At 55.2% G+C, this 14,421-nt stretch carries 15 protein-coding genes; 7 read left to right on the plus strand and 8 right to left on the minus strand.

Features of this window, described 5'->3' with window-relative positions; all coding sequences use genetic code 11:
- Positions 1-8: 8 nt before the first annotated feature.
- The 3 genes from J2I48_RS19630 to J2I48_RS19640 form a co-directional block, all read right to left on the minus strand.
- Entirely contained in the window at positions 9-932 is a 924-nt protein-coding gene (locus J2I48_RS19630) for an NAD(P)H-binding protein (protein ID WP_229376539.1), read from the minus strand.
- Between the two features lie 99 nt (positions 933-1,031).
- The gene (locus tag J2I48_RS19635; protein ID WP_207337196.1) at positions 1,032-1,493 is read right to left on the minus strand and encodes a DoxX family protein; all 462 of its coding nucleotides are present in this window, start codon (positions 1,491-1,493) and stop codon (positions 1,032-1,034) included.
- A 75-nt stretch (positions 1,494-1,568) separates the two neighbouring features.
- Positions 1,569-2,471 carry a helix-turn-helix domain-containing protein gene (locus J2I48_RS19640; protein WP_207337197.1) on the minus strand — a complete coding sequence of 301 codons (903 nt, stop codon included), beginning with the start codon at positions 2,469-2,471 and terminating at the stop codon, positions 1,569-1,571.
- A 181-nt stretch (positions 2,472-2,652) separates the two neighbouring features.
- On the opposite strand from J2I48_RS19640, the gene J2I48_RS19645 reads away from it, so the two are divergent.
- Genes J2I48_RS19645 through J2I48_RS19655 form a run of 3 tightly spaced genes read left to right on the plus strand, consistent with a single transcriptional unit; the run spans position 2,653 to position 5,511 of the window.
- Positions 2,653-3,876 (plus strand): alpha/beta fold hydrolase, encoded by a 1,224-nt coding sequence (locus J2I48_RS19645; RefSeq protein WP_229376542.1) that lies wholly within the window; start codon positions 2,653-2,655, stop codon positions 3,874-3,876.
- A gap of 5 nt (positions 3,877-3,881) precedes the next feature.
- Complete coding sequence (locus tag J2I48_RS19650) at positions 3,882-4,349, plus strand: hypothetical protein (RefSeq protein WP_207337198.1); 468 nt, start codon at positions 3,882-3,884, stop codon at positions 4,347-4,349.
- A 13-nt stretch (positions 4,350-4,362) separates the two neighbouring features.
- The gene (locus tag J2I48_RS19655; RefSeq protein WP_207337199.1) at positions 4,363-5,511 is read left to right on the plus strand and encodes a helix-turn-helix domain-containing protein; all 1,149 of its coding nucleotides are present in this window, start codon (positions 4,363-4,365) and stop codon (positions 5,509-5,511) included.
- A gap of 14 nt (positions 5,512-5,525) precedes the next feature.
- On the opposite strand, the gene J2I48_RS19660 is transcribed toward J2I48_RS19655, so the two are convergent.
- The 4 genes from J2I48_RS19660 to mltG form a co-directional block, all read right to left on the minus strand.
- The gene (locus tag J2I48_RS19660) at positions 5,526-6,287 is read right to left on the minus strand and encodes a hypothetical protein (protein WP_207337200.1); all 762 of its coding nucleotides are present in this window, start codon (positions 6,285-6,287) and stop codon (positions 5,526-5,528) included.
- A complete protein-coding gene (locus J2I48_RS19665; protein ID WP_207337201.1) occupies positions 6,284-7,306 on the minus strand; it encodes an alpha/beta fold hydrolase in 1,023 nt (340 codons plus the stop codon). Before J2I48_RS19665 ends, J2I48_RS19660 begins: the two co-directional genes overlap by 4 nt.
- Positions 7,307-7,376: 70 nt before the next feature.
- Positions 7,377-7,520: a hypothetical protein gene (locus J2I48_RS19670; RefSeq protein WP_207337202.1), complete on the minus strand. Its 144-nt coding sequence runs from the start codon at positions 7,518-7,520 to the stop codon at positions 7,377-7,379.
- Positions 7,517-8,566: an endolytic transglycosylase MltG gene (mltG, locus tag J2I48_RS19675; RefSeq protein ID WP_207337293.1), complete on the minus strand. Its 1,050-nt coding sequence runs from the start codon at positions 8,564-8,566 to the stop codon at positions 7,517-7,519. Before mltG ends, J2I48_RS19670 begins: the two co-directional genes overlap by 4 nt.
- A gap of 177 nt (positions 8,567-8,743) precedes the next feature.
- Here mltG and J2I48_RS19680 point away from each other — a divergent pair, with 177 nt between their 5' ends.
- From J2I48_RS19680 to J2I48_RS19695, 4 genes are all read left to right on the plus strand, one after another.
- Positions 8,744-9,445, plus strand: coding sequence for a head GIN domain-containing protein (locus J2I48_RS19680; protein ID WP_207337203.1), 702 nt, complete (start codon positions 8,744-8,746; stop codon positions 9,443-9,445).
- 24 nt (positions 9,446-9,469) lie between these two features.
- A complete protein-coding gene (locus J2I48_RS19685; RefSeq protein WP_207337204.1) occupies positions 9,470-10,180 on the plus strand; it encodes a head GIN domain-containing protein in 711 nt (236 codons plus the stop codon).
- Between the two features lie 108 nt (positions 10,181-10,288).
- Complete coding sequence (locus J2I48_RS19690; protein WP_207337205.1) at positions 10,289-11,047, plus strand: hypothetical protein; 759 nt, start codon at positions 10,289-10,291, stop codon at positions 11,045-11,047.
- A gap of 12 nt (positions 11,048-11,059) precedes the next feature.
- Entirely contained in the window at positions 11,060-11,482 is a 423-nt protein-coding gene (locus J2I48_RS19695; RefSeq protein ID WP_207337206.1) for a hypothetical protein, read from the plus strand.
- Between the two features lie 125 nt (positions 11,483-11,607).
- Here the strand turns inward: J2I48_RS19695 and J2I48_RS19700 are convergent, their stop codons facing one another.
- A complete protein-coding gene (locus tag J2I48_RS19700) occupies positions 11,608-14,202 on the minus strand; it encodes a DUF3857 domain-containing protein (RefSeq protein WP_207337207.1) in 2,595 nt (864 codons plus the stop codon).
- Positions 14,203-14,421 lie beyond the last annotated feature (219 nt).

The raw sequence follows: 14,421 nt of genomic DNA on the forward strand, positions 1-14,421 counted from the left end.
CTGTTTAGTTACTGCCGCGGTTCAATTTCTGGTGAGCGGGTTGCCCCCGCTTCTTCACCGCCTGGCGTTTCGGCCCATATTCCCAGCGCAATTGATTTTTGGACGAAATCGGAAAAGTCGGTAGGCTTGCGGCCTAATGCCTCTTCGACACCATTGGTGAGCGTACTGTTGCGGCCATCCATGACCTCCGTGAACAGATAAGTCATTAACGCAATGGCTTCTTCAGGAACACCATACTCGGTCAGCGTGGCAGTGTAAGTTTCGATAGGTACCTGCTCGTATTGAATGGATCGTCCTGCTGCACGGGCAATTTCGCCAATAGCCTCGGCAAAGGTTAATAGCCGAAGACCCGTCAACTCATATACTTTTCCACTGTGTCCTGGTTGAGTCAGGGCGGTAACGGCTACATCGGCAAGGTCATCAATGTCAATGAAAGGTTCACCAATATCGGCCACCGGCAGTGCCACATAACCAGCCAAAATGGGTTCCAGCAAGTAGCCTTCGCTGAAGTTTTGACAAAACCAGCTTGCCCTGAGAATTGTCCAGTCAACACCCGACTGCCTGACCACCCGTTCGCAGTCCTGCGCTTCAGGTTCACCGCGCCCCGACAACATAACGAGTTGCTGTACCCCATTTTTAACGGCAAGTTGAGTAAAGTCACGGATAGCATCAACCGCTCCGGGAACCGCCAAGTCGGGTTGGTAGGCAATGTAGACGGCTTTTACGTCCTGCAAAACAGGTACCCATGTCGATTGATCCAGCCAGTCGAAGGGGATGTCGGCAAACCGGGATCCTATCCGTACGGCTACATCGCGGTCTATCAGTTGTTGAACGATTCGGCTACCTGTTTTTCCAGTTCCCCCCAATACCAGTGTCTTTGTTATGTCCTGCGCCATTTTCTGCTTTTTAGTTGATAAATTAACTTCGGGCAAAAGTAGGCGGGGGCTATATGGCTTAATAGAACAAAACCGACAAGGTGTGAGAAATTGGCTACTCCGTCGATTAGGGAAGGTTAGGGAACAGCCACACAATTACTGTAGCGCGTGGCTGATGGCGCACATGTAAACCCACACCATGAATAACACCTGCAAAGGAATCCGAAACCAAAGGTAATAGCTACCGCTACCATCGTAAGTTGCCTTTTGGTAATCAATGTGCTCAACGGCTGCCTTTATATTGGCGGGAAGAAGTAGCAGAAAAAAAATAAGCAGAAACCAACCCGTTAGTGTAGTTGTAGCAGGCACCAGTAATCCAATAGCGGCTATTAGTTCCAGAACGCCAGTGGCATAAACCAGCGGCTGCTTATAGGGCAGAAATTCGGGCATCATCAGGACCATGCCCTTAGTAAAAGCAAAGTGGCCAATAGCTGTAAACACTAACATAGCGGCCATTCCGATCCGGGCCGCCAGGGTAAAGTTCCATTGGTTCTTTACGAAAAAGATAACCAGCAACGCGATCAGCGAGGTTACCAGCAACACAAGTAGTGGTTTCATTAGAAGGAGAGTTAAACGATATGAATCTTATCCTCTTCCCACAACTGAAAAAAGATAAGTAAACGACAAACTCAGTCATTGATAGCGGCCCTGCTTGCGGTACTGCGACGGGCTGGCGTGGTACCGCTGCCGAAAGGCGGTGGCGAAGTGCTCGATGCTGTTGAACCCCGCTGCAAAACTCACGTCGGTTATGGGCAGGCCCGTATCGCGCAATAGCCGTTCGGCGTGGGTCAGCCGGACCGTCAGCAGGTATTGGTGGGGGGCATAGCCCGTACAGGCTTTGAAGAGCCGCCCCAGGTGGAACGGGCTGACGCAGCAATGACTGGCCAGGTCTAGCAGCGAGAGGTCGCGGTGAAACTCCTGGTTCAGGTACGCTTTGGCCTGCTCAATGGTCGTCAGATGGAAACGTTTGTAGGCCGTTGAGAGGGGTTCGGTCAGGCTTTGGTTCATGCGCTCAACTACTTGGCGAACCAGGTCCAATACCAGTTGATCGCGTTCCAAGCGGTCCATCTCGGCCCCATGCTGCCCCAGTTGGTAATGCAGGTAGTCGATGGCGGGTGAGGTTTTCAGGCCCAGCGTGAGCAGGTTCGGATTGCCGAAGAAAAAGGAATGGCGCAGGCCGTATTCGTCCTGGAGCTGTTCGTAGAAGTCGTCGGTGAAGTCAAGAATTGAAAACACCCCTGCCGACGGGTATAATCGGAAATCGTAATTGTGGCCTTTCTCGACAACAACGTAGCCGGTGTGCAGTTCATAGGCTTTATCCGCTAAATCGAATTTGATCTGACCCGCGTTACTGAATACCAGCGCGAAACACGGACTGATGCCCATGTAGGGTAAACCAGCACCGTTCGGGTCGAGCGTCCATTGCTTGAACAAATAAAAATCAGCCTCGAACAAGTGCTGCCGCCTGACCGGATGCGCCGGATCTGGATCAAGAATAAGGTCAGTCCTACCGGTAGTTACGCGCTGCTGATTCATAACCGTTGAGGAGAAGGATAACCAAAACAAACAGATTAGGCCGGGTTGAGGCTTAGAAATCTTGCTTTTTTAGCGTAGGGTATGGCGGTTCGGTGGTGTGGCCCGTTGCCGAAGAAAGCAAGATTTCTAAGGTCTGTTCTGAATCGGCGCGTTTGCTTTGCCAAAAACACACCCTGAACGTATGCGCAAGATCATCGTGTATATAAACAGCACGTTGAACGGAGTCGTCACCGGCGACCCAAGCCAGGACAAAACCAACTTTATGGTCTGGACCACGGAAGCCTTTATAGAAGCGGGTTCCGAATGCGCCTTAAAAACCATGGAAACCGTAGACACCCTTTTGCTGGGTCGTAAAACGTACGAAGATCTTTCAAGGCCAGAAAAATGGCCGTCCGTCAGAGACTGGCCCGACGTCAATGCGTTGAGCTTAGCCCTGGGTGCTCTGCGTCATGAATGGTACAAAAAGTTTGGTATGAAGAGGCACAGGTTATATCTCCTTCAGGTTGCTGTTATTGTGGCGGGCCTGGCATCCTGCCAACCGCAACAGAGAGAAGGTGCGTCAACCGGATCAACTAACATGGATACGAAACAGACCCTGAAGCCGACCAAAACAGGCTATGCCGACGTGAACGGGCTTAAGCTGTACTATGAGGTGTATGGCGAAGGCAAACCCCTCGTGCTGCTGCATGGCTCTTATATGACCATACCCTTGAACTGGTCGCGTTTCATACCTCCACTGGCTAAAGATCGACAAGTCATTGTAGCCGAAATGCAGGGGCATGGCCGAACAAAGGACATAGCGCGTGACATCAGCTATGAGGGAATGGCCGACGACGTATCGGGTCTGCTCAAGCATTTAAAGGTAGACAGTGCCGATGTTTTGGGCTACAGCATGGGAGGCGGGGTAGCCTTCCAGACAGCCGTGCGGCACCCTCAGCAGGTACGCAGGCTTGTTGTCTTGTCAGCCCCCTATGCCCACGATGGGTGGTGGCCCGATACAGAGGCGAGTTTTGCTACGTTCACCGCCGATATGTTCAAGGGTACGCCGATACGGGAACAGTACGATACGTTTGGAAACGACCCGGCCCACTTCCCGGACTTTATTAAAAAGGTCGTCAGCATTGATTTGAAGCCTTATGACTGGTCTAAAGCCGTAAAAAGTAGCCAGGTCCCGCTGTTTATGGCTATCGGCGACGCCGACGGGGTACGTTACGAGCACGCCTTAGAACTGCTCCGGGCCAAAGGCGGTGGCAAACAGGGCGATCTGCACGGGCTACCCAAATCGCGGTTGGCTGTTCTGCCGGGTACCACCCACGTCGGTATGCTACAGCGAACGCACTGGTTGATACCGATGATCACGGATTTCCTGGATTCCGACTTGAGTTCTAAACCACCCACATTTTGAGACATATGGAACGGATTCAAGGTATTCACAAAGCCCAAGTTCAGAATCCGGCCCTGGACGAGTTGGGCAAATTGGTTGGCGAATGGGAAACCGTTGGTACCCATCCTGAGCTTCCCGGTAAAGTTTTTGCCGGAAAGGCATCCTTCCAGTGGATTGAGGGCGGTGCTTTTCTACGGTGGTATTCCGAGGTAGATGAAGAAGGTTTTCCGGTCGGCATTGCCATCTTCAGTAGTGACGATGCGACCGGCGAATTGTTTATGCTCACGTTCGACGAGCGGAAAGTTTCGAGAAAATATGATGTTTCCGTTGAAGACAATGTCGTGAGGTGGTGGCGGAATGCACCGAATCTCTCGCAACGATACACCTGGATAATTGCTGACGATGGCAATACCATCATCGAAAAAGGTGAACTTAGTAAAGAAGGCACAACTTGGGAAGAAGATTTAGAGCAGACATTTACACGCATCCGATGATACAGGATGGGCTATGCGGGGAATCGTTCTCATCGAATTACTGGGCGTCGCACAGGGACTGTTTCTGTTGCTGGCCGGGTGGCGTAGCGCGAACCTGAGTGGTTGGAGTGGTCGTCTGCTGGCGGGCTTACTGGGCGCGGCCTGTCTGCTCATGGGCTGGATGGCTTTGCATGATTCCCACCTGCTCGCCAATGTGCCAGACCTGATCGCGCTGGGTTCGGCCCTGCCGTTTCTGTTTGGGCCGTTGCTATATGGCTACCTGAGGGTGTCCGTTAGTCCGGCGTTCCGTTGGCGATGGGCGTATGGGTGGCATGTGGTGCCGTTTGTGCTGGTGGTGCTGGGTCACATTCCGTTCTATACACAGCCGTTTGCCCAAAAGCAGACGTTTATCAACAACCACTATAACCAGCCTCACCTGGACTGGTGGGGGCACTTGCCGCTCGTTCATTTTTTGCTTTATCTGGTGCCCGTGTTCCGACTCATTCGCCAGCACGACGCGGTTTTGATGACGCACTACTCGGCCATCGAAGCCGGGCGACTAACCTGGCTACGGCAACTGGTAATCGGCTTTATCGTGTGTTATGGCCTGTTTGCGGGTATCCTTTACGGGCTTGGGCTGCATCCGGCAGGGCACGTACTGGCGTTCGCCCTAACCGGAGTAACGTACCTGATTGGGTATCGGCAGTTGCGCCAGCCCGTCCTGTTTACTCCTGAGCAATGGAACGTACCCGAACCAGCTGCTGAGCCTGAGCCGGTAAGCACCTCCCCAAACGTACTGAGCCGACCCAGATACGAAAAATCGGCCTTAACCGCCGAGCAGGGTAGGTCGCATGCTGAGCAACTGGCGGATTGGATGGTCCAACAGGAACGGTACCTCGATGGTACGTTGACGCTCAAACAGGTAGCCGATGAACTGGCTCTGTCGCCGCATACACTCTCGCAAGTATTAAACCAAACGCTAGGCGTGAGCTTCTACGACTACGTCAACGGCTACCGGGTCGAGGCCGTAAAACGGGCCTTGGCAGACCACCGAAACGACCACCTGACCATCCTGGCCCTGGCCCTCGACGCGGGCTTCGAGTCGAAAGCGGCCTTCAACAAGGCGTTCAAAAAACACACCGGCCAGACCCCCTCCGGCTACCGTAAACAACTACGTACCTGACCATCGCGGCCCCATCACCAACCAACGTTGATGGTTGTTTCGAGATAGACAGGCACCTGCCCGTGCGCGAAACTGAGCAGGACGCCCTGTCGCTGAAGGCCAACCAACGTACCCGCCGACACCTGACCGCTCCACCGTTGTCCCATTGCCCACGCGCTTGTATAGCCCAGCCGGAAGCGGTGAGCCGTACCTCGGTACCATCCGTCGCGGGGTTGCCCGGCAGGCGGTTCACTAGCTGGGTAGCGACCCGTAAAGGTGCCCTTAACCCGGTCGCTGTGCTGAACGTGAGTTAGTAGTGTGGCTTGCCAGCCCAGGTCCAGCCCACCCGCCCAACGGTTGCTCCGGCGCAGGGGGAGCAGGCGTACGTCCAGCCCCAGCCCGTCCAGCGTACTGGCGTCGTTGCGGTTGTGGGCGTAGTAGGGAAGCAGGGCAAGCCGCCCGCACCAGCCCCGCCCGGTCGGCTGTGGAGCGGGTTGCCAGTCCAGCGCGACCAGACCATTCAGCCGAACGCTGCCCTGACCCGCCAGATAGGGCGGCAACAACAGACCCGCACCTACCCGAAACTGCAACGGATTGGGTAGGCGACTGACCCGGTAGTTATACCCTGCCGATGTCGTTAGTTCAGGTTCTATGCCGATCCCGATACCGGCCTGATTTCGGTCAGTTGAAGAGCGAACGCCGAAAGCGCCCTGGGCTGTTGTTCGATAAGCCAACAGGGGTAGAAGCAGCAAGGCAAGCCCACCCGGAAAGCAACGATAGAAATGGTTTCGATTCATGGGTAGGCTAGTAAATGGGCGCGAAGCCGTTGCAGCATCGCTTCCCGGTGCGTTAAGAACAGGCTGATGTGACCCGCGCCCGGAACCGTCTCCAGCCGGGCACCGGGCAGGTTTGGCAGGACATATTGGCTCTGAAAATCAGCCCGGTTGGCCCCACACGTACCTGCTACGATCAACACCGGCCCGGCAAACTGGCGGAAGGCCGTTAGCCACGACTCGTCGGCTGCGCTGCCCGCCGGGGTCTGGGTCAATACGTAGTACTGGTAGGCTCCGAACCGCCATATGGGTTCGTCGCTGACGCGCTCGCCCGTACAGGTGTAGTTGCGGTACGCGCCGGGGAGCAGACTGACGGCTTTGTAATCGGCAGCGGCGTGGTCGCTGGAGGTCAGGAGCTGGTTCTGCCAGAAAAAATCCTGCCCATCGAACCAGTTGACCGCCCCGCCGTTCTCGTGGTCGCGTCCGGCTTTGGTTACCCCACCCGGCTCGATAAGCACCAACTGACTGACGCGCTCCGGGTAGCGGGCCGTGTAGCGCAGAAACAGGTTTGCGCCCCACGAATGCCCAATAAGCGTAACGGGCCTGCCGGGAGCCAACGCGCTCCAGACGGCGTCGATTTCATCAAGAAATGAGTCGATGGTCAGTTCCGAACGGGTAACTCGCTCCGACAGCCCCGCCCCGCGTGGGTCCCACATCACGACGAAATAGCGGTCGCTCAGGGCTTGCAGCGGTAGCAGCAGCCGAAAGTCGGCCCCCGGCCCGCCGGGTAGTACAAAGGCAACGGGCCTGGTCGGATTGCCGAAGGTTTGCAGGTGCAACACGCGCCGATACCCGGCTACAGTCACGGCAAGTTGCGGCAGGGCCGGGTCCTGCCCGGCGGTGGGCGGCACCCACGTACCGGGTTGATCTACTGTTGGCAGTTGGCAGGCAAACAAACCGGCACCTAACCCAAGCACCGCCAGCCAACGGACCAAACCAGACCGCCTGCCGCACCGATGAAAACTAAAAACGTTGAGTAGCATAACGCAAAACTGCGTCAGCCGTGTACCGCTGTCGTCTTCCCCGATGGGATAAGACCTATTGCTGAGTGGATCAGTTAGCCAGCCGAAACGGGTACGTGTCGTATTCGACAAAGTTGCTCATCCGCAGGTCGAAGCCCGTAGCCTGGTTGCCGCTGATGGCGAACGTATGCGGGATGGTGCCGAACGTCCGGTTCGAATGTCTGTTTACCCTCACTTCATAATTTTTCGCTGGTTAAGCGCTTGCTGATAGATGCGGGCGTTGGCCAGGTGTTCGGCCATGTTGCGCGAGAACGTGTGGTAGCCCGAGAAGTCGGCTTTGGCCACGAAAAAGAGGTAGTCGTGCTGTTCAGGGTTAAGTACCGCGTCGATGGCACCGGGCGGCGGCAGGTTGATAGGGCCGGGGGGCAGGCCTGCGTAGCGGTAGGTATTGTACGGGCTGTCGAAGGTCAGGTGCTTGTTGAGTACGCGCCGGATGGTGAAGTCGTTGTTGGCGAAGATCACGGTGGGGTCGGCCTCAAGTTTCTGGCCGCGCTTGAGGCGGTTCAGGTACACGCCCGCCACGCGGGGCTGCTCGTCGGCTTTGATGGTTTCGGCCCGCACAATAGACGCCAGCGTTTGCACCTGCGTCTGCGACAGACCCAGCGCGGCGGCTTTGGCCTTGCGGTCAGGCGTCCAGAATTTCTTGTATTCGGCAGCCATCCGTTCCATGAGGGCGGTGGGTTTCACGGTCCAGAACAGCTCGTAGGTGTTCGGAATAAAGAGGCAGATGACGGTGGTGGTGTCGAAGCCGTATTGTTTGCAGGAGTCGGGGCTGTTGAGCAGCGGGCGGAGGCCTTCAGCACCAAAGGCAAACTTGCTGCCCACCTTGTCGATCAGCTCACTTTTGAGGCGGATGCTGCTGTTGAACGTCAGCTGAATGGGGTCCTGACTGCCGCTGCGGAGCTTGCCGATGGCGTCGTAGTTGCCCATGCCCGCTTTAATCAGGTAGTGCCCTGCTTTCACGCGCTGTGGGTATTTCATCAGCTTGGCCACAAACCGAAACGCCGTTTCGTTTTCTACGATCTTATGCTTTTTGAGCGTGTCGAGCACCGATTCGTAGGTAGCGCCCTTCGGAATATAGAGCGAAAACGGCTTGTCGTCGGGGTCGCGGGTGTTCAGGTTGGGCGTCTTCACCAGTTGCCAGGCATAGAACGTGAACGACACAAACAGGACGGTGAAGGCGATGTAGATGCCGATTTTGGCGTTACGAGAGAGCGTCATAGAGCGGAAGGCCGTGCGGTGGCGGGCCAGATGAAGGGGTGGCGGGCCGGGGGCGCACAGGCTGGCCGCAAAGGTAAAACGGGAAACCAACCCGTGGTAATACCGTTTGTCAATATCAGACGCAACCTTTGGCTCCATTGCTGCATCTTTCCTCCGAACCAATCAACACGGCTTCGTATGAAAACGACCCTGCTACTCACAACTGCCCTCGGCCTGCTTGCCAGCCCGGCGGCGCTGGCCCAAACCGTTACCCTCACGCCCTCGGTGGCTAACGTATCGACCCTGAACGTCCGCAATGGCGTCGACGTGTTTCTGACGCAGGGCACCACCGAATCGCTACGCATTGACGCCAGGGGGTTCGATGAAGACGAGATCGTGGTGGAGATGAGCAACGGTACGCTGAAACTGGCCGTCGACCGGAAGGGTATCTGGGGAGGTATGGGCCGCAACAACTATATAAAGGCGTATTTGACGGTGAAAAACCTGTCGGCTATCAATGTATCGTCGGGGGCCGACGTGCACGGGCAAACCGATTTTACCGCCGACCAGCTAGCCATCAACGTCAGCAGCGGTGCCGACCTGACCATGAACGTGAAAGCCCGCGACATGACGGTGTCGGTGAGTAGCGGGGCCGACGCCACACTGAGCGGGTCGACGGAACGGCTCGTGGCCAAATCGTCGGGCGGGGCAGACCTGCACGCGCAAAAGCTCATCGCCGATGTTTGTCAGGTGCAGGCCAGCGGCGGTGCCGACGCCAAGGTGTATGGCCGCAAGGAGTTCCGCCTCCAGGCCAGCGGCGGCGGCGACATCGACTTCAGCGGACCAGGCCAGGTAGTAAGCCGCCAAACATCGGGCGGGGGAGATATTAATAGTCATTAGTCATTGTCTCAACTCACAATACATATGAAAACGTACATCAGTGGCCTGGTAATGGCCTTTTTGTTGCTGACAAACTACCTGGCCGATGCGCAGGATATGACGTTGACGCCCACCGTCAAGGACTTTTCTACGTTGAAAGTAAGTTCGGGCGTACAGGTGTTTCTGACCCAGGGCGAGACCGAATCGGTACGGATCGAGGCGCGGGGGTTTGATAAGGACGACATCATTGCCAGCGTAGACGGCGGCGAACTGAAGCTGAGCATCCGGCTACAGGGCTGGCTGGGCCGCGACCGTGCCGACCGCCACACCAGCCGCTACGTGAAGGCCTACCTCACCGCCAAGCGCCTTACCGATATCACGGTAACGTCGGGCGCGCAACTCACCGGCGAGGGTACCTTCAAGGCCGACCGGCTGGCTGTGCATAGTAAATCGGGTGCCGAAATAACGCTCGACATAGCCGCCACCGACGTAGAACTAAGCGCGGGTGCCGGGGCCACGGCCAACGTAGAAGGGTCGGCACAGACGGTCACGGCCAATGCTTCTGGTGGGGCTACCGTGCGGGCCAACAGCCTGAAAGCCACCACCTGCCAGGCCGACGCGTCGAGCGGGGCCACGGTACGGGTTTATGCCGACAATGAGCTGTTCCTGCGCGCTTCTACCGGCGGCAGCATCAGCCACAGCGGCCCTGGCCGGGTTGTGAGCCGCAAGACATCATTGGGTGGCAGCGCAAACTGAGGTTCAATCAGGGGTATTGCTGACACACCGGAGATCGTCTCAGCAATACCCTCTCTCAACAGGGCGTTAATTGGGCACATCTGACAAATCTAAACTCGCCTTTTTTGCATGAAACTCAACGTGATCTCCCTTCTGACGCTGCTCTCATGGACAGCGTTTTTTTGTGTATCGGCTCAAACAAAATCAACTGAGAAAGAAGCTATAAATATACTACAGCGGGTTTCGAATAAATTGCAAAATATAAATAATATAAATTACGCGTATTATCGTGACGTGAATTATAAATCAGAAGAATACCATAATGAAATTTTTGGTAGTACGTACTTAAAATTTAATCCTTCTGTTAACGTAACAGGATTTGTGTTTCAGTTAGAAAGTGACGCAGATAAAAAGGTATATGATGGTACTACTTTCTTTGACGTGAATAAGAAGACAAAGATTATGCACGTGAAGAAACAGCCAACTGTTAACGATTTTTCATCCCTCTCGTTCTTTCATAACTCCCTGATAACACTCCGAAAAGCAATTCCGATCATTTTGGCTGAACATAATGTGGTGAAAACAGCAGCCGATACAAGTATCAATAAAATACCCTGCTACCTGATATCATTTACACTTGATAGCCAAGTGATAAAAAACCTTGGCGAGTTGATGCCGCTGACTAGTCAGCGGCTTGTTACGTATCGGATTATTATTGATAAGAAAACAAATTTGCCAATCGAAGTGATTCAGACAAATAGCATCACGCCACAGGATTACGTGCTGACCCGGTTCTCGAATTATAAAATAAATTCGGATGCACCATCCGAAAATACATGGCACTATTTCAACTATATTGACCAATATAAGTCAATCATTAAAAATTAACAGTGCTCAATTATGACTGATATCGAATCCGGTATTTTGCCTCTTGTGGAGGCCCTGAATAATGTGGGTTTGGTGCGGACGTTTTCGAGCTGTGAAGGACATTTCGACCCTCAGGAGCAAACCCTCCGCGACCGCAACCATGCCGAAGTACGGTTTGTCCCCGCCGATAGTGTTGCCGTGGCGGCGGTGGAAACCTGGCTGGGTAATGTGCTGAGCCGATTCAAAGCCCGACATGGCCTTATGCCCGTTACGGTGATGGGCTATAAGCTGTTTACTCCCATCGGCGAGGGCGACGTAGACGAGACATTCGTGCTCGAACTCCGCCCCTTCAACCGCTTCGACCCCCCCGCCACCAAACGCCAGGATGTGGATAGGGCGGTGGAACAGCTGTCAGTTATCAGTAAACAGTTATCAGTGAGTGGATTGGCTGGGTGAGCTGTCTTGGCGAGGCATGGCTTCAGAAATGGATTCGCAATTTGTCGTCCCTCATCGCTGGTTGTATTGGCTGGTGTGGTGGTCCCTCGCAGGAGAACAACCTCGTCAATTAATACAACCAATAACTAGTTGTCATCAACGCTGCTTTCCTGTGGAATAGCTTCGGCCTGCGGTTGCCAGTAGCTGCCATCACGCAGTCGCAGAAAGGTGCGCTTCACCCGGCTCGATTTGTTGAGGTAGGGAACCCAGATAAGTACCCCGACGAGCGCACTGCCCAATTCGCGGGTGCTGGTCGAATCGGTCTTAATCAGGCTGTTGAGGACGGCGGTATCGGCCAACGTGAAGAGGAACCGTACAAATAACAGTAGCGAAAAAAAGCGCGGAAATGTGGTGCGCCGTTGAAAGAACAACACCATACACAGCATCGACCATAGGCAGAACAGACAAGTCGTAATCTGTTCAGTATATAACATAGCCACCGCTATGGTACCCTTTGTTCCTCCCAACTGGCTTAGGGTCGTTTGCGTACCTATGGCGTAGTAGCTGGTGTCGGTGGCCAGGTTCCAGATCCACGACGACGCACCGAGGGGTAACGCCACGGCCAGCACGATCAGCCAGCCACCAATGGGCAGCGGCGGGTTTGACGACAGTAGTTCGGGTTGGCGGTCATGTTGGTACAGCTGCCAGCCTGCATAGCTTCCGGCGGCCAGCGTGACCACCGACACCAGTACCATGAGCCAGTTAATGTCGGTACTGGGTTCAGCGAAAGGGTCTTGTGTGAGATTGAGCGCCAGATCGCCGTCTATCTTATCTATGTCGGCGCGGTAGGTGGCTATGTCGGTCAGCGCCACGTGGTCGCGCAGGTTTTTGTAGGTAAAATGCAGTACAACCAAGCTATCAGCGGGGTAGTGGGTTTTCTGGAAATGGCACGAATAGGCGGGTCGGTCAATGGCCCAGCTATCGTTCTCTACGGTCCAGACTTCGGGCAAATGAAGCCGTACGGTGTAGTCAATTTCGTAGGGATAGGCCAGCGCAAGGGGCGTTTTGCGTTGCCGGGCCGTAATGCTGCGCAACTCGTTGACAAACCCCCGGCAACGAATCTCGAACCGCTTTGCCGTACTGCCACTGTCGGCCTGCCATACGTTGGTAAGTCGGTACCGCTCCTGGGTAACAACCAGGTTACGTACGGGGTCGTCAGTGTCGGTCAGGGGTGCCTCCGTGTCAACAACCTGGTCGCTCATCGACTGCTGGTAGTAATCAAGATACGATTTTTCGAGCGATGTTTTGCCTTGCTGCGCCAGGGCACTCCGCATGTCGTTGGCAGCACGACCCGTGTAGGTTGAATGCACGGCCAATTGCCCCGCCAAACTATCGACCAGCGACGTGGGAATACGGTATGTTTCGTTCATCACGATCCGCCCAGCCCCCACAACGGGGATGGGACGCAGGGCCTGTTCGCCTACTTTTGCCAATAGGGCATGGCAGTAGGCGGGGCAATAAAAGTCGGCATCGTTGCCCCGCTGATTGGTCATGGTGGGGTCTATCCAGACTGGTTTTCCGCCAAGTTGTGTGCAGACAATGGCATGGTTGAACACGTTAGGGTCGGGTAGCTGGGCGGGCATGGAGTGGGTCAGGTAGCTGCTGGTGAGCGCTACACTGGCTTGCGTACCGTTGGCTGCCAGGAGCGTGCAAAGGAGTAGACTCTTGTCTTTGCAGTCGCCGTAACGTTGTCGAAAAACCTGCTCTGGTGGGTGGGGCCGGTGCGAGTTTTCGCCCAGTTCGATACCCACATACCGGATCTCATCCTGCACAAATGCTACGGCTTGCCGGGCATACCGTATAGGGTTGCCGCCTGCCTGTTTTTGCCACTGATCGACCAGTGGCCGCAGGGCAGGTGGCAGGGGAGGGGGTGCCATCAGCCCCGCCGCCCAGTTGGCCACATTGGCCCACGAGGTCCATTCGCTCACCTGTATCCGGGGTTCGGTGTTGAACCACGCCGGCGTATAATCCTCCATCACCGTGGGTTTATTGTCGAAAGCCTGCCACTCATACACTAACAGGTTACCCTGCCGGGTTACGGTTGGCTTCAGGGATGTATGCTCGGTTTTGAAGGCTAGTTTCCGGCTGGCGTCGACAAACAGGGCATGGTGCCGGTTGGGCAGCGGATCGCCCGCGCCGAAGTAGGTAGTCTGGGAGTAGCGCCCACCAAAAATTGGGTTCTGCCCCGTCAGCGTATAGGCATAGGTGATCTGATCATTGGGGCGCACGTCGGTGAGCAGGAGCGAGGCTACATAGGTGCCGTTGTAGATGAAACTGCTGCGCTCGGTTTCGCTTGGTTCCACTTTTACAGCCCCCGCCACGAGCTTATTAATCCGCTTGCCTTGCCTGATAATGGCTACTTCGTGCAGGGTCAGCCGCTGGTAGTTAGGGTCGAAATAGACCAGTATGTCCGACGCATTCTGCACACCCGTCGAGGTACGAACCTCGCGCACGAGGCGCGTGAATGAGGCCTGCTTGTCAACATGCACCTGTGTGTCGAACAGCGAGACGAAATAGCCCTGGGTGATGTCTTTGTTTGGCGGATTGTGCCCCCCGGGTTTCACCGGTAACACCCAGTTTGGAATAGGTGAGATGGCAACAGTGGGGGTTGCGAAGGTGCTGGAAGGCAGCAAACCGCTAATGGCCAGGCAAAGCAGCCAACGAAGCAAGAGAGTATGCATGAACAGATAAACGCAGTGAATGAAGATAGTTTGCTCTAACTCCGTCAATCTGAGCAATTCGTTGCAAAACTGCAAGGAAGGGGATTAATGTACAATGAATAATGAACAATGTACAATGGCTCCGCGCTACGTGCCCCTCGACTGCGCTCGGGGTGACAACGACCTTGAATCAAGTCAAGAACCTATTATAGTGGTTTGGTGCGCCAGCCCGGTGTCACC

Origin of the sequence: Fibrella aquatilis, assembly GCF_017353255.1 — a bacterium.
Lineage (GTDB): Bacteria > Bacteroidota > Bacteroidia > Cytophagales > Spirosomataceae > Fibrella > Fibrella aquatilis.